At 29.5% G+C, this 20,428-nt stretch carries 17 protein-coding genes and 1 riboswitch; of the genes, 13 read left to right on the top strand and 4 right to left on the bottom strand.

Annotated features, from left to right (window positions below; translation table 11 throughout):
- The first annotated feature begins 16 nt into the window (after positions 1-16).
- Positions 17-151 carry a histidine kinase dimerization/phospho-acceptor domain-containing protein gene (locus DY168_RS15050; RefSeq protein WP_242984092.1) on the top strand — a complete coding sequence of 45 codons (135 nt, stop codon included), beginning with the start codon at positions 17-19 and terminating at the stop codon, positions 149-151.
- Positions 152-220: 69 nt separating this feature from the next.
- Positions 221-685, top strand: a complete 465-nt coding sequence (locus DY168_RS15045) for an ATP-binding protein (RefSeq protein ID WP_242984091.1) — start codon at positions 221-223, stop codon at positions 683-685.
- 3 nt (positions 686-688) lie between these two features.
- Here the strand turns inward: DY168_RS15045 and DY168_RS09090 are convergent, their stop codons facing one another.
- The gene (locus tag DY168_RS09090; RefSeq protein WP_115641493.1) at positions 689-979 is read right to left on the bottom strand and encodes a DUF1294 domain-containing protein; all 291 of its coding nucleotides are present in this window, start codon (positions 977-979) and stop codon (positions 689-691) included.
- A gap of 198 nt (positions 980-1,177) precedes the next feature.
- A riboswitch (cobalamin riboswitch) is annotated at positions 1,178-1,355 on the top strand.
- A gap of 183 nt (positions 1,356-1,538) precedes the next feature.
- On the opposite strand from DY168_RS09090, the gene DY168_RS09085 reads away from it, so the two are divergent.
- The 4 genes from DY168_RS09085 to DY168_RS09070 all read left to right on the top strand — a co-directional run bounded on the left by DY168_RS09085 (position 1,539) and on the right by DY168_RS09070 (position 6,603).
- Positions 1,539-3,848 carry an anaerobic ribonucleoside triphosphate reductase gene (locus DY168_RS09085; protein ID WP_115642458.1) on the top strand — a complete coding sequence of 770 codons (2,310 nt, stop codon included), beginning with the start codon at positions 1,539-1,541 and terminating at the stop codon, positions 3,846-3,848.
- A 35-nt stretch (positions 3,849-3,883) separates the two neighbouring features.
- Positions 3,884-4,393 carry an anaerobic ribonucleoside-triphosphate reductase activating protein gene (gene nrdG / locus DY168_RS09080; RefSeq protein ID WP_115641492.1) on the top strand — a complete coding sequence of 170 codons (510 nt, stop codon included), beginning with the start codon at positions 3,884-3,886 and terminating at the stop codon, positions 4,391-4,393.
- 320 nt (positions 4,394-4,713) lie between these two features.
- Entirely contained in the window at positions 4,714-6,105 is a 1,392-nt protein-coding gene (locus DY168_RS09075; RefSeq protein ID WP_115641491.1) for an MATE family efflux transporter, read from the top strand.
- 246 nt (positions 6,106-6,351) lie between these two features.
- Positions 6,352-6,603, top strand: a complete 252-nt coding sequence (locus DY168_RS09070) for a GlsB/YeaQ/YmgE family stress response membrane protein (protein WP_115641490.1) — start codon at positions 6,352-6,354, stop codon at positions 6,601-6,603.
- 75 nt (positions 6,604-6,678) lie between these two features.
- On the opposite strand, the gene DY168_RS09065 is transcribed toward DY168_RS09070, so the two are convergent.
- Entirely contained in the window at positions 6,679-7,317 is a 639-nt protein-coding gene (locus DY168_RS09065) for a lactate utilization protein (protein WP_115641489.1), read from the bottom strand.
- A gap of 313 nt (positions 7,318-7,630) precedes the next feature.
- On the opposite strand from DY168_RS09065, the gene DY168_RS09060 reads away from it, so the two are divergent.
- Positions 7,631-9,358: a phosphoenolpyruvate carboxykinase gene (locus tag DY168_RS09060; protein WP_115641488.1), complete on the top strand. Its 1,728-nt coding sequence runs from the start codon at positions 7,631-7,633 to the stop codon at positions 9,356-9,358.
- A gap of 221 nt (positions 9,359-9,579) precedes the next feature.
- Entirely contained in the window at positions 9,580-10,941 is a 1,362-nt protein-coding gene (locus DY168_RS09055; RefSeq protein ID WP_115641487.1) for an MATE family efflux transporter, read from the top strand.
- A gap of 125 nt (positions 10,942-11,066) precedes the next feature.
- Here the strand turns inward: DY168_RS09055 and DY168_RS09050 are convergent, their stop codons facing one another.
- Positions 11,067-12,806 (bottom strand): MutS-related protein, encoded by a 1,740-nt coding sequence (locus DY168_RS09050; protein WP_115641486.1) that lies wholly within the window; start codon positions 12,804-12,806, stop codon positions 11,067-11,069.
- 212 nt (positions 12,807-13,018) lie between these two features.
- Between DY168_RS09050 and DY168_RS09045 the strand changes: the two genes are divergently transcribed.
- Positions 13,019-13,282, top strand: coding sequence for a hypothetical protein (locus DY168_RS09045; protein WP_242984090.1), 264 nt, complete (start codon positions 13,019-13,021; stop codon positions 13,280-13,282).
- Between the two features lie 94 nt (positions 13,283-13,376).
- On the opposite strand, the gene DY168_RS09040 is transcribed toward DY168_RS09045, so the two are convergent.
- A complete protein-coding gene (locus DY168_RS09040; protein WP_115641484.1) occupies positions 13,377-13,685 on the bottom strand; it encodes a hypothetical protein in 309 nt (102 codons plus the stop codon).
- Between the two features lie 50 nt (positions 13,686-13,735).
- Between DY168_RS09040 and DY168_RS09035 the strand changes: the two genes are divergently transcribed.
- From DY168_RS09035 to DY168_RS09020, 4 genes are all read left to right on the top strand, one after another.
- A complete protein-coding gene (locus tag DY168_RS09035; protein WP_115641483.1) occupies positions 13,736-14,194 on the top strand; it encodes a hypothetical protein in 459 nt (152 codons plus the stop codon).
- A gap of 241 nt (positions 14,195-14,435) precedes the next feature.
- A complete protein-coding gene (mnmH, locus tag DY168_RS09030) occupies positions 14,436-15,482 on the top strand; it encodes a tRNA 2-selenouridine(34) synthase MnmH (protein WP_115641482.1) in 1,047 nt (348 codons plus the stop codon).
- Between the two features lies 1 nt (position 15,483).
- A complete protein-coding gene (locus DY168_RS09025; RefSeq protein ID WP_115641481.1) occupies positions 15,484-17,439 on the top strand; it encodes a DNA gyrase/topoisomerase IV subunit B in 1,956 nt (651 codons plus the stop codon).
- A gap of 56 nt (positions 17,440-17,495) precedes the next feature.
- Positions 17,496-20,426, top strand: a complete 2,931-nt coding sequence (locus DY168_RS09020; protein ID WP_115641480.1) for a DNA topoisomerase IV subunit A — start codon at positions 17,496-17,498, stop codon at positions 20,424-20,426.
- The last annotated feature ends 2 nt before the right edge of the window (positions 20,427-20,428 follow it).

The following is a 20,428-nucleotide window of genomic DNA, read 5'->3' as shown; positions in this document are numbered from 1 at the left end:
GATAAAAAGTGAAAGGATGAAGACAGAGCTTATAACTAATGTGTCTTATGATTTAAAGACGCCCCTAACTTCTATAATAACCTATGTAGACTTAATTAAAAATGAGGAGCTTACTAAAGATGAAAGAATGGATTATATAAAGGTTTTATAAAGAAAGTCTGAAAGGCTTAAAATTCTTATAGAAGATCTTTTTGAAGCATCAAAAGCTGCTAGCGGAGAGGTGGAGCTTAATATAGAAAAGGTTGATATATCATCACTTTTAAAACAAGCTTTAGCAGAGTTTGAGGAAAAGATCAAGGAAAGCTCTTTAGACTTTAAGATTAATAGTCCTAAAGAGAAATTATATATAATGGTAGATGGTAAAAAGACCTGGAGGATATTAGAAAATCAAATTAGTAATGCATTAAAATATTCTTTAGAAAATACAAGAGTTTATATTAATATAGATGATATAGATAACAAAGTAGTTATAACTATAAAAAATATATCAGCTTTTGAAATAGATTTTAATGAAGACGAGATACTAGAAAGATTTAAAAGAGGGGATAAGTCTCGAAATACCGAGGGGTCTGGACTAGGCCGTGCTATTTCAAATAATTTGACAAAACTTCAAGGGGGAGATTTTAAGATTAGCGTAGATGGAGATTTATTTAAGGTTATTATAGAATTCCCAAAAGTTTATTAGTAGTTACAAAATATCTTTGTTATAAATTAAAAATATAATTACTATTTGAATAAATATAATAAAAGGTATACCGTATTTGAACTTAGAATGTTTAGTTTTATGTCTGAAATTTTTCATGCCTAAATAAGAACCAATACTGCCTCCAAAAATAGCTATAATGATTAAGGTGTTTTCTCTTATTCGCCACTGTGACCTTTTAGATCTTGATTTATCTATGTACATAGATAAAAGTCCTAATATGTTTAAAAGTGTAAAGTAAAATAAAATAAATTTGTAAATAATAATCAGCCCCATATCATAAATTTTTAGTATATATAATTAAGTATATCATTAGTTAAAGGAATGTAAAAATCAAAGTAGAAACCTTTGTAATAGCCTATAGAAGCTTAATTGTAATTTTAACAATGCTTCTATAAAGCTAATTTAGTATTTAAATCAACAGAAAATATCTTCGTTGACACAACATATAGTGTGTGATAAAATTTTGATAACTAAATATTGAATTATATAGGTGGCTACAAATGTTGTAGCTTAAAAGGGAATTAGGTTAAAAGCCTAAACGGTCTCGCCGCTGTATTGGAGAGAGGTTTGCCATTACCACTGATTTATCGGGAAGGGGCAAATATTGATGATCCAAAGTCAGAATACCTGCCTATATTGTAATCACTGTTTACTCTACGAAGTATAGAGATGTGAAGTAGTTAAAATTTAAATTTTAGCTATTATCCTTCTGCCTATATTTGCAGAAGGTTTTTTTAATTTAATTCTATTGATTTAAACTAGAAAATGTTTTATGATAGAAAAGTTATTGCTTAAAAAGAAAGTAAGCTTTTTATGGAAGGAAGTAATGTTTATGATTACAAAGATTAGAAAAAGAGATGGTAGAGAAGCAGCTTTTAATATGGAGAAGATTGCAAATGCAATGCTTAAGGCTACTAAATTTATAAATGAATATGATTATTATATAGCTTTTGATTTAGCTAAAGACGTGGCAAATTCATTAGAAGAGAATGAAGATCATATACCAACTGTTGAAGATATACAAGATATTGTTGAAAGAGTCCTTATAGAAAATGAATATGCAAAAACAGCAAAGGCTTATATATTGTACAGAGCTGAAAGAACAAGGGTTAGAGAAATGAATACAAGGCTTATGAAAGTATATGAGGATTTAACATTTAAACAGGCAGAAGATAATGATATAAAACGTGAAAATGCTAACATAGATGGTAATACAGCCATGGGAACTATGCTTAAATACGGTTCAGAAGGTGCTAAAGAATTTTATGAGATGTTTGTTTTAAATCCTAAGCATTCAAGAGCTCATAAGGATGGAGATATTCATATACATGACTTAGATTTCTTAACACTTACAACTACTTGTTGCCAGATAGATATTATTAAGTTATTTAAAGAAGGATTTAGTACAGGTCATGGATATTTAAGAGAACCAAAAGATATTCAAAGTTATTCTGCCTTAGCCTGTATTGCTATCCAATCTAATCAAAATGATCAACATGGAGGTCAAAGTATTCCAAACTTTGATTATGGGTTAGCTTTAGGTGTAAGTAAGACTTATGCTAGGCTTTATAGAAAAAATATTATAAATGCTTTAGAGCTGTTAACAGAAAAACAAGATATATTAGATTTTACTGATACTCTATTTAAAGAGATGAAAGAAGATTATGATCTTATGCCTTCTCTACAAAACGATGAAAGATATATAGAAATTGAAAAACAATATTTATGTAAATATATAGATGATAATGGAACAGTAGAGAAGGTTCAAGATTTCGCTAAAAGAAAAGCAAATAGTGAAACAGATAGATGTACATATCAAGCTATGGAGGCCTTTATACATAATTTAAATACCATGCATAGCCGTGCTGGGGCACAAGTTCCGTTTAGTTCTATAAACTATGGAACTGATACTTCAGCAGAAGGAAGAATGGTAGTTAAAAATCTTCTTTTAGCTACTGAAAGAGGACTTGGAAATGGAGAGACACCGATATTTCCTATTCAGATATTTAAGGTTAAGGAAGGAGTAAATTATAATGAAGGTGATCCTAATTATGATTTATTTAAACTTTCTTTTAGAGTTAGTTCAAAAAGACTATTCCCTAACTATTCATTTATAGATGCTCCTTTTAATCTTAAGTATTACAAAGAAGGAAATCCTGATACAGAAATAGCATATATGGGATGTAGAACAAGAGTTATGAGTAATATTAATGATAAGTCAAAAGAAGTAGTCTATGGAAGGGGTAATCTTAGCTTTACAACTATAAATCTTCCAAGAATAGCTCTAAAAAGCAATAAAGATGTAGAAAAGTTTTTTGAAGAGCTTGATAAAGAAATGGATATTGTTATAGAACAATTAAAGGAAAGATTTGAAATTCAATCGAAGAAAAAGGTTAAGAACTTCCCATTCCTTATGGGACAAGGCGTTTGGCTAGATTCAGATAAGTTATCATGGGAAGATGAAGTTGGAGAAGTACTTAAACATGGGACTTTATCTGCAGGATTCATAGGACTTGGTGAATGTCTTAAAGCATTAATAGGAAGTCATCATGGAGAGTCAAAGGATGCTCAAAAATTAGGACTTGAAATTATTTCACATATGAGAAATGTTATGGATCTTGCAACAGAAGAGTATAAGCTTAACTTTTCGCTTATAGGAACCCCCGCTGAAGGTACAGCTGGACGTTTTGTAAAACTTGATAGAGAAATGTTTGGATCCATTGAAGGAGTTACGGATAGAGAGTACTATACTAATAGTTTTCACGTTCCAGTTTATTATGAGATAGGAGCATTTAATAAGATAAAAAAAGAGGCGCCTTATCATGAACTTACAAATGCAGGGCATATAACTTATGTGGAGTTAGATGGTGATCCAAGTCAAAACCTTCAGGCTTTTGAAAAGGTAGTTAGAACTATGAAAGAATGCGGCGTAGGATATGGTTCTATAAACCACCCTTTAGATAGAGATCCAGTATGCGGATATTCAGGTATAATAGGGAAGCAGTGCCCGGGATGTGGTAGAAAAGAAGAAGATGTGAAATTCCAACGTATTCGCAGAATAACAGGGTATCTTGTGGGTACTTTAGACAGATTTAATGATGCAAAAAAAGCAGAAGAAAAAGATAGGGTTAAGCATTTGTAAAGAAGTTAACAACTTATTTTATAGGGGGATTCTATATGTATACTAAGCTAAGGGTTGCAGGGATAATAAAGGAATCTATTGTAGATGGACCAGGAATAAGACTTGTAGTGTTTGCGCAAGGGTGCCCACATAATTGTGAGGGTTGTCATAATCCGCATACTCATTCATTTAATGGAGGAAATTTTATAGACATAGACGACATATTAAATGAAATAAGAAATAATCCTCTTTTAGATGGAATAACATTAAGCGGAGGCGAACCTTTTGAACAGGCAAAGGCTTTCAGCGAACTTTCAAAAAGGGCTAAAAAAGAAGGGTATAACATAATTTCATATACAGGGTATACTTATGAATATATAGTAAGTCATAGTGATGAAAAAAATAAGTGGTTAGAGTTTCTAGAGGAAATAGATATACTTATAGATGGAAGATTTGAATTATCTAAAAAGAATATGTTATTAAAATATAGAGGATCAGAAAATCAACGTATAATAGATGTTAAAAAGACTCTTAAAGAAAATAGTATACAAATGTCAAATATTTAATTAAAGTTAGAAACCTTTTATTAAAAGTTGAAAGAATATTTATTATAGATTGTCTACATATAATTAATTTTAATGAAATATATGTAGACAATCTATGTTAAAATTGATATAATATTTTACGGAATATATTTAATGAGTTCAAAGATAACATGATTTGTAAAATCCAAGATAGTACTTGATTTTTTAGGTGCATATAATATTTTAAGTTGTTTAAGAAACCTATAATAGAGTTCTTAAATACAGGTGTTGAAATCCACTTTGAAAAAACTCAAAGGGGATTTTATTTTTTTGTACAAATTTACATTATAAGGAGAGTTTTAATGAATAATAAAAGATTTAAAGAATTATTTTCTGACAGGAGGTTTTATAAGAGTACGTTTATATTGGCAATGCCTATAGTACTTCAGTATCTTATTGCATCATCTATAAATATGCTAGATACTGTTATGATTGGTAAGGTTGGAGAAATTGAACTGGCTTCAGTAGGGATAGCAAATCAATATTACTTTCTGTTTAGTTTAATTGCTATGGGTATAAGTTCTGGATGTTCAGTATTTATAGCTCAATTATGGGGTAAAAAAGATAAAGAGAATATAAGAAAAGTTTTAGGTATAGGATTATTTAGTGGAATTATAGTAACTTTTATATTTACAATAATAGCCTTAATATGGCCACAGGGTATAATCTCTATATTTAATAAAGATAAAGATGTTATAGAACTTGGAAGTCAATATCTTAGAATAGTTAGTATGAGTTATATATTTACAACAATTACATTTAATTTTGCAACAGCTTCTAGGAGTATAGAGAAAACAGTGGTTCCAATGCTAGCTAGTCTTGTAGGATTAATAGTAAATGGATTTTTAAACTATATATTTATATTTGGGAAATTTGGATTTCCAGTTATGGGTGTTAAGGGTGCGGCACTAGCAACATTAATAGCAAGAATAATTGAATGTTTAGTTCTTTTAATACACATTTATGTATCAAAAAGTATACTTTCGGGGAGATTAAAAGATTTTAGAGGAGCTACTAAGAAGCTAACATTAAATGTATATAATATTATAATTCCAGTAGTACTAAATGAAGCTTGCTGGGGACTTGGAAATGTAAGCTATGCAATTATATATGGAAGAATCGGAACTCAAGCTATAGCAGCTATACAAATATGTACTACGATTCTTAATTTATTTATGATTGTAACCTTTGGACTTGCTAATGCTTCGGTGGTAGTTGTTGGTAAGGAAATTGGAGCTGGGAACGAAGAAGCAGGGAAACTTTATGCTAGAAGACTTTGTGCAATTTCTATTGGTATAGGAATGATACTTTCTGTTTTATTATTTTTATCTACCTCTTTGATACTTTCTATATTTAATGTATCAGATGTAGTAATTAGAGATGCTAAGTATATATTATATATTTACGCTTTATTTATGCCTGTTAAAGTGTATAATGCATTAGTTATAGTTGGAATATTAAGGGCTGGTGGAGATGCTAAATATGGGGTTATAGTTCAATCAATAACATTATGGCTTATAGGAGTTCCTTTTGCATTTTTAGCTGCATTTATATTTAAATTACCTGTATATATGGTAGTTTTAGTTGCTTGTAGTGAAGAAATAGTGAAGGTAATTATACTTATAAAAAGATTTATATCTTATAAGTGGATAAATAACATGGTGGAAGAATTAGAGGTAGAAAATAGCATATAAAATAATGATGTATCTAGATAGATATTAAAAAACGTTATAACCCATAGTAAACAATTAATTAAAATAAAAAATATACTTGCTAACAAAAAATAATTCATGTATAAATTTCAAAACTAAACAAATAATAAACATACGATTAAGATAGAGATGGTAATCCATTTAGTTTTAAAATTGTTTTATATTAAAAGATAAGTAATTATTAAAAACTATCTTAGTTAGATAGTCTATTATAAGGAGGAAAATACTATGGGAATTTTAGCGTGGATAATACTAGGAGCCCTTTCTGGCTGGATTGCAAGTATGATTACTGGCAAAGACTCTGAAATGGGAGCTATGGCAAATATAATTGTAGGAATTATAGGTGCCTTTTTAGGAGGCTTTCTATTTGGACTTATAGGAGGTAAAGGTATCACAGGATTTAATATTTGGAGTCTACTTGTGTCCGTTATAGGATCAGTTGTTTTATTAGGCATAATTAATGCAATAAAAAAGAAATAGTGCATGCACAAAAAAACCTCTGATTATAAATCAGAGGTTTTTTAATTAAGTATAAAAAAGAGAATTCAATTTAATCTAATATCCTACCTTGTCCCCTATAACTATAACTGTAAATCTATCTTCAAATTTAGCACCATTTTTTACTACTGATACATAATTACAAAGTCTTCCCTTAGTCATGCAATCTTCGCACTTACCAGTATCCTTACAGGGAGCTTTATGATTCAATCTTTTAGTGTTCATTATTGCAACTCTTTCGATTCTTTTCATAGCATCATCCATATTGTCTACTAATTTATTTGCACCTACAACCACTATAACCTTTTTGGGTCCAAAAATCATAGATGCAGCTCTATTACCTGTGCAATCCATGTTTACAAGTTCACCTTGCCTAGTTACTGCATTAGTGCTAGTTATAAGATAATCTGCTAGCATAGATTGTCTCATTATCTCTACGATGTCTTTAAAAGGAAGATCCTGATATCTATCGTAGAAGTAATAATTACCGTTTCGGATTTCATTTAATAGATCCATAGCATTTAAAGTTTCAGAGCCACCTAATGCAACACTCGAACCATCAGGTATTAAAGATAATATTTTATCTTTTGCTTCACTAATATTATCTACATAAACTGCATTATATTTTTTATCGTTTAATATTTTCACCATTTCTTTTCCGTCACATTCATACATCCATTTTTCTATTGAATTCATCATATTTCTCCTTTGTATAAATTATTAGTCTTAAGTATATCATATAAAGTTATATTTAAATAATTTAGTTGTAAAAAAAGCTTTAAATTATGAGAATAATAAGTTTCTTAAAATAATAAGATAAGCCACAAAATATTATTCTTTTAAGTGATGTAAACCTTTATACCTTTAAAAATGAAAGAAATGCAAGGAGAAACTTTCAAAAGTATATGATATGATTAAAAAAAGCAAATAAAACTGACGCATTGGAGAAACAGTGATTCATAATACTAAATTTTATAATTATCATAAAAAATAAGATAGAGGTGCTTACATGAAAAAAGAATTTTCGCTTAGTAATGGAAAGGTAATGATCAATTTCACAGCAAAATACTGTAATACTGAGGAGTCTTTATTAGATAGTAAAGGATTTGAAATTATTCTTTCTGAATATTTAGATGATAGAAAGAGCAATAAAAGCAATATATATAAGTACATAAATAAATGTTTAAATCAGGATGAAATATGTTTAGAATTAATAAAGATATTTAAGTTTTTAATAGTTTTAAAAGCAGATGAAATAATAAAAATTGATTTAAGGTATAAAAGATTATTAGAAGATAAAGATAAATTTATAGGTTTTGTAGAGGATTTATATAACTTTTGGAGAAAGCTAGAAAGATATACTATTGTTGAAAACAAAAAGATGGGTGAAGGTCTTCAAAATGTTAATTTTATAGATGCTAATAATGAATTTTCAAAACTTATCTTAGATGTATATAGAAAAGTAGAAGAAAACGTACTAGGTATAAAGCCAAACATATATAGACAATTACCAGCAGGTGGCAATGCAGGACTTATATTAAATCAGACTAATTTTGTATATGGTAAGGGTTACGAGTGCTTGTGTAAGATACCATTTATACAGTCTATAGTTTTAGATACTCCATTTATAACTTATCCTAAAAAGAATACTAGAGATGGTATATTTAAAGAAAGTTTTGAGAATCCACTTAAAGATTGTGCTATAAATACTGATCATTGGTTTTGTTATCCTGCAAAAGTGGGAACACTACTTGCATATATTTATTTTCATAGGGATTTTATGGCTCATGGAGTTACTTTATGTAACTTGTTTGAAATGGCAAAAGAAGAAGAATATAAAGATAAAAAGCCAGATATAATTTATGTTTTTGGAGCTAAAGATGAAGAAAAGCAGATGAAAACAGTATTTTATGATGATGTGGAAAATGACATAATGACAGGATATATAAACTATCACGATGATATGGATTACTTTGGATACATGAAAAAGATGACTTTAACATTACACAATTTAATAATGATAAAGATGGGTAATTTACCTGTTCATGGAGCCATGGTTAATATAATTACAAAAGATGATAAAATCTTTAATATAGTTATTATGGGTGATAGTGGAGCTGGAAAGTCGGAAAGTCTTGAAGCTTTAAGAAGTCTTGGATCCGAATATATAAGTGATATGACAATAATCTTTGATGATATGGGTGTAGTAAAGTTAAGTGGTGAAAGTAAGCCTTTAGGCTACGGCACAGAAATAGGCGCCTTTGTAAGGCTTGATGATTTAGATACGGGTTATGCATTTAAGCAACTAGATAGAAGTATATTTATGAATCCTGATAAAATAAATGCAAGATTAGTTATGCCTGTAGCTAGTTATAATGAAATTACAAAAGGAGAAGCTATAGATTTGTTTCTTTATGCTAATAATTATGAAGATGGAGAGGCGTTAGAGTTTTTCACTAATGAAGAGGAAGCCATTAAGGTATTTAAAGAAGGAACTAGAATGGCAAAGGGGACCACTACAGAAAAGGGACTTGTAACATCTTATTTTTCTAATCCTTTTGGACCAGTTCAAAAACAACAGGAGATGGATGAACTTATTCCAATATTTTTTAAAGAGTTCTTTAAGAAAGGAATAAGAGTAGGTCAATTAAGAACAAAACTTGGTATGGCTGGTAATGAAAAGAAGGGGCCAAGAGAGGCATCTTTAAGACTATTAGAAGAGATTAAAAGCTTATAATTAATATTAAAAATACCCATATATGCTTATAATAAAAGTATATGTGGGTATTTTTCTTAAGCTAGTGTGTAACTGTATGGTATCAGATTATGATATATCGGGTCTTTAAATCTATATTTTAAAGACAATATATACTTATTTAATGGTATAATTTATTTATCCACCATAAGATTGAAACTTTTAAAGAAAAGATCTTAGGTGGTTATGATGGGGGGAATTTCATGGACTCTTCGGAAAAAAGAGATCTGATACTTAATGGTAGTTTATACAAAGTAATAATCACTTTAGCTTTACCTATTATGGTAAATAATCTTATTCAAACTCTTTACAACTTAGCAGATGGGGTGTGGGTAAGTAAGATAGGTTCAGTTGAATTTGCTGCAACAGCTTTTGTATGGCCAATAAACTTCTTGTTTATATCACTTGGGATTGGTCTTTCAATTGCAGGTACATCTATAATATCTCAATTAGTAGGAGCTTCTAAATATAAAGAAGCGAATGTTTACGCTACACAACTTATTGTGATATCTTTTATATCATCAGTGGTTTTTGCTGTACTTGGATATTTAATAAGTCCTAGTGTTATTAAGCTCATGGGCGGATATGGGGACCTTGGGATGTATAGTAATATATATTTAAAGATAACATTTTTAGATATGCCGTTTATGTTCTTATTTTTTAGCTTTAACGCTATTATGAATGCACAAGGAAATACAATTTTGCCAACAGTACTAAGTGGTATTAGCGCTATAATAAATATAGTTTTAGATCCTATATTCATATTCACACTGGATATGGGGATAGCAGGAGCTGCTATAGCTACATTAATAGCTAAGGCATTACTTGCTTTTGCAGGAATGTTTATTTTAATGAGATCTTCAAAGATGCTAGTAAGGCCAAGTTTTAAAAAGTTCAAATTTGATGAAAAGATATTAAAAAGAATTGTAAATGTGGCATTACCATCTTCGGTTGGACAGTCAGGATCAGCATTAGGTTTTATTGTTTTAAATGGATTTATTGCTTCCTACGGAACATCAACTTTAGGTGCTTTTGCTATGGTTAATAGGATAACATCTTTAATAATGCAGCCAGCTATGGGTGTTGGAGCAGCTTTAACATCAATTGTTGGGCAAAATTTAGGGTCAAATCAAATAAATAGAATAAAAGAAGCCTTTACAAAGTCTTTAAAGCTTACAATCTCATTTTCAGTGGTGGGATGTAGTTTGCTTTTCTTATTTAATAGCCCTATAATAAACTTCTTTATGCAGTCAAAAGATGATTTAGAGGTTATATCTCAGGGTATAACTTATCTTAAATTTACTTCTGTATCAATGCCTCTTATGGGTATATTTAGTGTACTTCAAGGCGTTTTTCAAGGAACAGGTCATACTAAGTACTCAATGGCTATGGAAATTGGAAGGTTATGGCTTGTGAGACTTCCTATGATATTGTTATTTAAATATTTTACAAGCATTGGACCTTCTGGGATTTGGTTTTCTATGGGATTTAGCAATTTAATTGTATGTCTTTACGGTTTTTATGTGTATAGAAAAGATCATTGGCAAACACGGGTTATAAGATAGTTAATTTACGATATAAATAAATTATATTAATCTTCTATGAAAATCAAAACAGTAGATAAAACATAAAAATATTTAAATAATAAAAAGGTATACTGGAAATAAATCAGTATACCTTTTTATTTAAATTAAGATTCTAATAAATGCCTTATTCTCTCATCGGCATTTTCAGTTATTATACTAGGATATTTTAAATATTTTAATAATTTAATTGCATTTCGTGTAGGAGAAATACCTTTTTTAATTTTATAATCAAATTTAAGACCATTTTCTTCGTCTACATCTTCAGAAAAGTAATAGCAACTATATTGATTTCCTACTAGTTCAGCAATCTCTAAATCGTGTGTAGCAACTACAGGTATTGCATTTTTGTTTATTATGTATCTAAGTATTTCTAAAGATGCACTTGTTCTTTCTAAGGGATTGGTACCTCTAAATATTTCATCTATTATACAAAGCGTAGATACTTTATCATTTAAGGAATCGATTATTCTAAGTACAGCTTCTGCTTCGGCTAGGTAATAACTTTTACCCTTTGTTATATCGTCTGAAGGACTTATAGAACTTATAATATTGAAATAAGAAGTTTTGTAATCTTTAGCAAGGCAAGTACATATAGTATGTGCTAGTACACTGTTTATTCCTAAAGTCTTCAGAAAGGTTGATTTACCCGCCATATTTGAGCCAGTAATAACAATACCATTATTATTAACCATGAAATCATTTGGAATGGTATTTTCAATTAAAGGATTTCTAAGGTCTTTAGCCTCTAAAAAACAAGGCTTATCTATAAACCTAGGCTCTACATAGTCTTTTATTAGATTTCTATAAATGGAGATAGAGATTATAGAATCGATCTCTCCTATAATAGAATATATTTCTTTTAGATACTCCCTTTGATCTTCAATGTCGCCGATTATATTATAATAGCTTCTAACTTGAGATAAAAAGAATACATTAAAATAATCTCCTAAAATATCAATACCTTCTGCTTTGCTAATATTTCTTGAGTTTTTAAGTATCACATTACATTTTTCTATATTAGTATTAATAATATCATTATAATAGGTTAAATTTTCATTTTTCATATTACTTATATTTTTAGCACAGGATAATACCTTAGAAAGATAGGTAATTGATATAACCTGGCTAAGTATATTTTTATTAGCTTTATAGTGTATAGACATATTTATGGAGTAGATAATAATTATAAACATCACAGAATATTGTTTAAGAAAACCAATAGATATTAATGATAGGCAGGATAATACAAACATAAAGTTATATAAGAACTTTTTATGCTTATTTAAATCTGAAGTAGTATAAATGAGTTCTAATATATCTCCCTTATATTGTTTCCCAAGTTCATATAAAAAAGATTGAAGTTTGTTTCTAGTAGACGAATCCTGTTGAAAAAGGTTTATTAATGTTTTTCTATCTTCATATTTAAAGCTATCATATAGAGGAGTTCTTAAGATACTGTATAAGGACTGTTCCCCAGGAGTACTTAAAGTATAATCAAGCTTTGAAAAGACCTTTTCCATATCTAAATCATTAAAGGTTTGGTCATCTATGATATTAGTTTCTTTATGTTTTGAGTTTAAGAGATTGAATAACTTGCTTATAGTATTAAAGTCTCTTTTCTTTTGGTTTATAGATTCTAGGTTATTATTTATATAATCTGAAGATTTATTTCTCTTTCGTTTTATATAATTATTATAAATAAATATTAGAACTATTATTGAAAATAAGGCTGCACCAAAATACCACCCTTCTACCTTATCTTTAAAAAGTAATAAGATAGAAAATGTGGTTAGACATAAAAGTGTAATTGTAAATACTTCTCCTAGATTAAATTTGTTTTTCAATTAAGCACCAACTTTCATTAAGGTTTAAACGTTAAGTACAAGTAAATGTTAGTCATTACCAATTATAGCATTTGTTTTGATCTTTTTAAATAAATTATATTTAAAGTAGTAAAAGATCAATAAAAATGAGGTGTATTAAACGATTTAAATGGAGAAAATATGATTATGTGGTATAATTCTATTATAATTAATCTTTGAAAGGAGATATGAATATGGAAAGATTTGAATTTTATGATAGGTTTAAAGAATTACATGACATGAAAAATGTGGTAGCTGGGGAAAAAAGAATTGAAGATATGATTGAAAGTAAGGGAAGCTGCCTCGGACACCGCAAGGTAGGGGATAGAAATTATCATATATTTTATCTTAGTCCTTCTGAATTTGCTGTATATTATCATGGCGGTGGAACCGATGCCATGTATACTTCAGAAAGCTTAGGCGATGTACTAAACTACACAAATACTCTTGAGGAGTAGTTTAAACTATAAAAAGTAACTGTGCAAGGATAAAAAGTCCTGCATAGTTCTTTTTTTGTTTACAATAATGATATTTAACTAATTTAAATAAAGGTTATTTTATTATAAGATTTCGAAGATCTTCAATCAATTTGCTTTTATCATCTACATTAGCTTTTATTTCTTTTAGTTTATTTCTTTTAAAAGAATTTATACATTGAAGACTTTTAAATTCTTTTTCTAAATTTAATATCTCCGCCTTTTTCTCTTTTATAATATTTTCATACATTATATTTATCGTGTTTCTCTTTTTTATATTATACTTAAACTTATAAGATAGATTTTTAGTGATATCTTTAAGCTTACTAATAAGATGTTTTAAGATAGTTAAAGTTACTTTTAAGACATTGGTTAGTTTATCCATAAGTGACCTCCATATAAAGTTATTTAAAATACGTTAGCAAAGGAGAAAATATGAGTGTATTAGATAATATGTTAACTAAATTTATTAAAATATACAATAGCAATAAGCAAGAAGAATTAAAAAGACTAGGAGAAACAAAAATTAAATTATTAAAAAAGATAGAAATAGAAAAGGAAGAGTATAATTTGTTGCAACATGATGAACAAGAGTCACTAGAAAAGTTTAAAGTTTTAGATCGATCTTATGTTGAATTAATGGATATTTTAAGAAATAAGGGAATGTTGTTTGAAATATCAAATAAGGGACAAGTTCTAGAGGAATGGGATAATCTTTTTGTGGACAATATAAAATCAAAGTATTATTTGAAAAATAAATATGGGAGTATAATACATGAATTGGAGGAAGAATATAAAGAACCTTTAAAATATATATTAGATAGATATTCTTATAGTTTATTAGTAATTAGAATAGACAAAAACAAAATTAAAGTACAACTTCGAATAATGTGATTTCAAAAAAGGTTAGAGATGATAAATAAAATTATGATATAATAAAAACTGATATTTCATTTAAATACTTATCTTAGACACATAAGAACGTAGGTTTGACATGGTTTGAGTTAGGGTTTATACTGTAAACAGTATTCTGGCCTTTATGGCCCTAATTAGCCTACCCTTAATCTTAAAATAGGTATGTAGATTAGCGAGGTAATTAGTATTGGGAAATAGACTTACAATTAATGGAGGGAAAATGGTTAAGCTTGTTGAATATAGTGAAGTATTAGAAAAACTAGAGGAATATATAATAATTGATGTAAGATCACCTAAAGAGTATAGTGAAGCAACTATACCAGGTGCCATAAATATACCTTTGTTTGATGATAAAGAAAGAGAACAAATTGGATATATATATGTGAATGAAAGTGTAGAAAAAGCAAAACGTATTGGAATAGAAGCTGTTTCAAAAAAACTTCCATACATATATGATGAGATTTTATTACTTCATAAACCACACAAAAAGCTTTTGTTTTTTTGTGCTAAAGGTGGAATGAGAAGTGGAAGTATAAGTTCTTTGATAAGCTCCCTTGGGGTTACTGCATGTAAGCTTAAAGGTGGATATAAGGGCTATAGAGAGTTTATAAATCGCGAGTTGCCAGCAATTAATGAAGATATTAAATACATAGTGGTACATGGTAAGACGGGTACAGGAAAAACTAAGATATTAGAAAAACTAAGAAATATAGGATTTAATGTGCTAGACTTAGAGCATGCTGCCAATCATAGAGGATCTCTTTTAGGAAGCGTAGGACTTGGAGCACCAAGCAGCCAAAAAATGTTTGAAACTTTAATCTACGAACAACTAAAGGATAAGAATGGAATCTATGTATTTGTTGAAGGTGAAAGTAAAAGAATAGGAAAGACAATAATTCCTGATTATATATTTAGTGCCATGAGAGATGGATATCATATATATATTGATGGAAGTATTAGGTTTAGGTCAGAAAACTTAATAAATGATTACACAATGTCACCTAATGCCAATATAGAAATAATTGAGGCTTTGGAAAATATGAAGAAGTATATAAATGAAAAAAATATAGATGAATATAAAAATATGATAAACAATAAAGAGTATGAAAAGGTATCGGAAGAGCTGATGCTTAAATATTACGATCCTATGTACAAAAATTCTTCTAAGAGTCATAATTTCGAAGCATTTATAGATATAAAGAGTATAGATGATGGAGTAAACAAACTTAAAAAGTGGTTTGAAGATAATTTAGACCTGGAGGTATGATATGGATATAGAAAAACAAAAGGTAGAAGTATACGATGTATCTGATTTGACATCTCTTGAAAAGCTTGAACCTGTAAGAGTAAGACCAGGAATGTATATTGGGTCTACAGGCTCTAAGGGATTACATCATTGTATTTGGGAGATACTAGATAATGCTATAGACGAGATCACCAATGGATATGGTAGTGTAGCTACTATTATTTTAAATAAGGACAAAAGCGTTAGTGTAATTGATGATGGAAGAGGTATACCTACAGGAATGCATCCTTTAAAGAAAAAATCTGGGGTGGAGATGGTATTCACTGAACTTCATACAGGAGGAAAATTTGATAATAAAAACTATAAAACTTCCGGTGGACTTCATGGAGTTGGTGCATCTGTAGTTAATGCGCTATCAGAATGGATGGAAGTTGAAGTATACCAAAACTCTAAAGTTTACAGACAAAAGTTTGCTTATGCTATGGATAAAAAGTTAAAGAAAAAGATGCCGGGAACTACAATATCACCCTTAGAGGTTATTGGAAGTTGCAAGAATACAGGAACTAAAGTTACATTTTTATTAGATAAAGAAGTGTTTACTACTGTAGATTTTAAGTTTGATATAATAGATGAAAGACTTAGAGAGCTTGCCTTTCAAAACAAAGGGATACGATTAAAGTTTATAGATAATAGGCAAGAAGAGTCTATAGAAAAAGATTACTTTTCTGAAAATGGATTATTAGATTTTATAAAGTACTTAAATGAAAGTAAAACAGCGATTCATAGTACACCTATTCTATTTCAAGGAGAAAAAAGTGTAGAAAAGATAAATATGTATGCAGAAGTTTGTATCCAATTTACAGATTCTACTACAGATCATATAGCAAGTTATGTAAATAATATACCAACTACGGAAGCTGGGACCCATGAAACTGGATTTAAAACAGGAATGACTAGGGCATTTAAAGAGTGGGCAAAAAAGTTAAACCTTATAAAAGATAAGGACAAAGAGTTCGAGGGCGATGATCTTAGAGAAGGCATGACCGCTATAATAAGAATAAAAATAAATAATCCTATGTTTGAAGGACAAACTAAGACAAAGCTTGGAAATGCTGAAGCTTATACAATGATGAATGAGGTTACATATATAAAGCTTAAGGAATGGATAGAAGATAATAAAGAACTTGCACAAAACATAATGGGAAATGCCTTAGATGCAGCTCAAAGAAGAGAAAAGATAAGAAAGATAAATGAAGCAGAAAAGAAAAAGATTGGTAAAGGAACAGCCCCCCTAGCAGGTAAAATAGCTGTATGTACACTGAAAGATAAGACGGTTAGTGAATTTATTGTAGTAGAAGGAGATTCCGCCGGAGGAAGTGCAAAACAAGCTAGAGATAGAAGGTTCCAAACTATAATGCCATCTAAGGGTAAAATAATGAACACTGAAAAGCAAAAGCTTGAAAATGTAATTGCTAGTGAAGAACTTAAGATATTTAATACAGCTGTAGGAGTAGGTACTTTAGATAATTATAAAGAAAAGGATTTGAAATACGATAAGATAATTATATTAAGTGATGCTGATGTAGATGGATATCACATAAGAACACTTTGGATGACTTATATATATAGATATATGAGACCACTTATAACTAACGGGCATTTATATTTAGCTCAGCCACCATTGTACAAGGTATATAGGATGGTAAAAGGTGGAGAGGTACATAAATATGCTTATAGTGACGAGCAATTAGAATCGGTTAAAAAAGAGATAGGTAAAGGTTCCTTAATTCAAAGATACAAAGGTCTTGGAGAAATGAATCCAGACCAACTATGGGAAACTACATTAAATCCTGAGACAAGGACCCTTCATAGGGTTACTATAGATGATGCTGCTAAGGCAGAAAAGATGGTATCTCTTCTTATGGGAGATATAGTTGAACCACGGAAAAATTATATGTATAAATATGCAGAGTTTTAATAAAATGATATATTAGTATTCAAAACTAGTAATTGAAGTTAGTGAGGTTGAGATTTATGGCAAAAAAATTCATTGTTCCAAAAGATAATAATATAATAGAGGTTCCATTAGAAGAAGCTATGCCTGAAAACTATCTACCTTATGCAGTAGAAGTTGCAAAAGATAGGGCACTACCAGATGTAAGAGATGGTCTTAAACCTGTCCATAGGAGAATTCTTTACGGAGCGTATCTTTTAAAGGCTTTTCCAGATAAGGCTTACTTTAAATCGGCAAGAATAGTAGGGGATATTTTAGGAAAATTCCATCCTCACGGAGATACTTCAGTATACGATGCTATGACTATATTAGCTCAAGATTTTAGTACTAGATATAAATTAATAGATGGTCATGGAAACTGGGGAAGTATGGATGGTGATGGAGCAGCAGCTATGCGTTATACAGAAGCAAGGCTCACTCCACTTGCACTTCAAATGATTAGAGATATAGATAAAGACGTAGTGGATATGGCCTTAAACTATTCAGACACAGAGCTTGAACCGACTGTATTACCATCTAGGTACCCAAATCTTTTAGTGAACGGTACCTTTGGAATAGCAGTGGGCTTGGCTACGAATATACCTCCTCATAATTTAAAAGAGGTTATAGATGCAAGTATAAAGCTTATGGAAAATGAGGATATTACAACAAAAGAACTTATGGAATATATAAAAGGACCAGACCTTCCAACAGGAGGAATAATACTAGGGAAAGAGTCTCTTTTGTCAGCTTATGAAACTGGTGAGGGAAAGGTAACATCAAGGGCTAAAACTTCCATCGAAACTTTAGAAAATGGGAGACTTGGTATAGTTATAACAGAATTCCCATATAGAAAAAATAAATCAAAAATACTTCAACTTATTTCAGATATGACTGGAGATAAAAAGCATGCAAAATATTTAGAATCCATAGTAGATATAAGGGATGAGTCAGACAGGACAGGAGTAAGATCGGTAGTAGAACTTAAAAAAGCTGTAGAGTATGAAGATGCAGAAAAGGTACTAAAGTATCTGTTTAAAAAGACAGATCTACAATGCAATATTAATTTTAATATGGTAGCCTTAGCTAATGGTAAGCCAGAGACGCTTGGACTAAAATCTATATTAAAGCACTATGTAAACCATCAAAAAGAGGTTGTTATAAGAAGGACGAAAACAGAACTTAGTATAGCAGAAAAGAGATTTCATATAGTTGAAGGGTTTATTAAGGCTGTTGGGGTTATGGATGAGATTATAGCTATTATAAGATCTTCTAACTCAAAGAAAGATGCTTCAAATAATTTAATAGAAAGATTTCAGTTTTCTAAAGAACAAACAGAGGCTATATTAGAACTTATGCTTTATAGACTTACAGGACTTGAAATAAAAGTTTTTGAAAAAGAATATAAAGAGCTCTTAAATATTATAAAATCATTAAAAAATATATTAGAAAATGAAAAAGAACTATTAAAGGTTATAAAAAGCGAACTTTTAGAAATTAGGGATACCTATGGAGATGCGAGAAGAACAAAAATGGTTGAAGATGATAGTGAAGGTAAGATTGACTTAGAAGAGTTATTAGTTGTAGAAGATATTATGGTAACTCTTTCTAAAGATGGTTTTATAAAAAGGGTTCCTATGAAATCATACAATAGGATGAATAGTAATGTTAGTGATATAGAATATAGAGAAGGCGATGCTGGAAGATTCTTATTTCAATCTAATACTAAAGATACAATATTAGTTTTCACAAATAGAGGGCAGATGTATCAAATAAGGGGAGACGATTTACCAGAGCGTAAATGGAAAGATAACGGAGTAAGACTTGATTCTCTTATAAGATCATTTAATCTAGATGAAGAAAGTATAGTAGATATTTATTCCATTGAAAACTTTTCATCGAGTTTAGACTTTATGTTTTTAACAAGTAAAGGAAATCTTAAAAAGACAGCGTTGGATAAATTCCAAACAAATTATTCTAAGTATTCTGCGTTAAAATTAAAAGGTGGAGACCATTTAATAGATGTGAAGCTTGTAAAAAAAGATAGAGAAGAAGGATTCATTAATATAACTACTAAAAGAGGCCTTAATTTTGACTTAGAAGAACCAAAGATAGATGAATTAGATAGAAATGTGTTAGGACAACAATTGTTTTTATTATGCAACGAAGATGAGATAATTAAAGCTGAATACCGTAAAGAAATGAAGTATTCAGAAATGATAATTGGAGTTAATCCACAGGGGAATTTAAAATCATTCAAAAAGAATAGTTCTTCAACATATAAAAAAGTATTAACTAATAGTAAAGAATATATAATTATATTTACAGATAGAGGATTTGCATATAAGATTCCAGGATTTATGATTGGAAATATTGGAGACTCTAATATAAATATAGAGGATTTAGTAGATACATTTCTAAAGGGTAAGGAAAAAGTACTTAATATTTTATCTTCAAAGAATTTGAATGATCAAATATGGGTGTATTTCTTTACAAAAAGAGGAATGGTTAAAAAGACTAACATAAAAGAATTAATAGGAGAATATATAGAAACTCAAGTTTATAAATATAAATATGAAGATGATATACTTGTTGCTGTAGAGCTTGGTAATGATCAAAATCAAGAAATATTATTAGTAACAGAGAAGGCTATGGGAATTAAGTTTACTTCAAATAGTATAAAAGAAATGGGGAAGGTTGCGTCAGGGGTAACGGGTATAAGTCTAAAAGAAGAAGATAAAGTTGTTTTTGGAATTTTGACAGAAGGCTCTGATAATTCAAATAATGATTCGTGCTATAATAAAGAAATAGCTTTTACAACTAATATAAAAGGTATAAGTTTATTATCTTCAAGTGGTAGAGAAGAAGGCGTGAAATTAGAAAATATTAAACTTCAAAACAGGGCTGGAAAAGGGAATAACATAATGAACGTTAGTATAGGTGAATATATAAAAGATATAAAATTAAAATGATG

The organism is Clostridium putrefaciens, assembly GCF_900461105.1.
GTDB lineage: Bacteria > Bacillota > Clostridia > Clostridiales > Clostridiaceae > Clostridium_L > Clostridium_L putrefaciens.
The sequence above is the reverse complement of the archived record's forward strand: the minus strand, read 5'-3'. Positions and strand labels throughout refer to the sequence as shown.

Bases quoted from the DNA above. Each gene is read 5' to 3' on its own strand.
- DY168_RS15050 (WP_242984092.1), top strand. From the start codon at position 17: ATGAAGACAGAGCTTATAACTAATGTGTCTTATGATTTAAAGACGCCC.
- DY168_RS09090 (WP_115641493.1), bottom strand. From the start codon at position 979: ATGGGGCTGATTATTATTTACAAATTTATTTTATTTTACTTTACACTT.
- DY168_RS09085 (WP_115642458.1), top strand. From the start codon at position 1,539: ATGATTACAAAGATTAGAAAAAGAGATGGTAGAGAAGCAGCTTTTAAT.
- nrdG (WP_115641492.1), top strand. From the start codon at position 3,884: ATGTATACTAAGCTAAGGGTTGCAGGGATAATAAAGGAATCTATTGTA.
- DY168_RS09075 (WP_115641491.1), top strand. From the start codon at position 4,714: ATGAATAATAAAAGATTTAAAGAATTATTTTCTGACAGGAGGTTTTAT.
- DY168_RS09070 (WP_115641490.1), top strand. From the start codon at position 6,352: ATGGGAATTTTAGCGTGGATAATACTAGGAGCCCTTTCTGGCTGGATT.
- DY168_RS09065 (WP_115641489.1), bottom strand. From the start codon at position 7,317: ATGAATTCAATAGAAAAATGGATGTATGAATGTGACGGAAAAGAAATG.
- DY168_RS09060 (WP_115641488.1), top strand. From the start codon at position 7,631: ATGAAAAAAGAATTTTCGCTTAGTAATGGAAAGGTAATGATCAATTTC.
- DY168_RS09055 (WP_115641487.1), top strand. From the start codon at position 9,580: ATGGACTCTTCGGAAAAAAGAGATCTGATACTTAATGGTAGTTTATAC.
- DY168_RS09045 (WP_242984090.1), top strand. From the start codon at position 13,019: ATGGAAAGATTTGAATTTTATGATAGGTTTAAAGAATTACATGACATG.
- DY168_RS09040 (WP_115641484.1), bottom strand. From the start codon at position 13,685: ATGGATAAACTAACCAATGTCTTAAAAGTAACTTTAACTATCTTAAAA.
- DY168_RS09035 (WP_115641483.1), top strand. From the start codon at position 13,736: ATGAGTGTATTAGATAATATGTTAACTAAATTTATTAAAATATACAAT.
- mnmH (WP_115641482.1), top strand. From the start codon at position 14,436: ATGGTTAAGCTTGTTGAATATAGTGAAGTATTAGAAAAACTAGAGGAA.
- DY168_RS09025 (WP_115641481.1), top strand. From the start codon at position 15,484: ATGGATATAGAAAAACAAAAGGTAGAAGTATACGATGTATCTGATTTG.
- DY168_RS09020 (WP_115641480.1), top strand. From the start codon at position 17,496: ATGGCAAAAAAATTCATTGTTCCAAAAGATAATAATATAATAGAGGTT.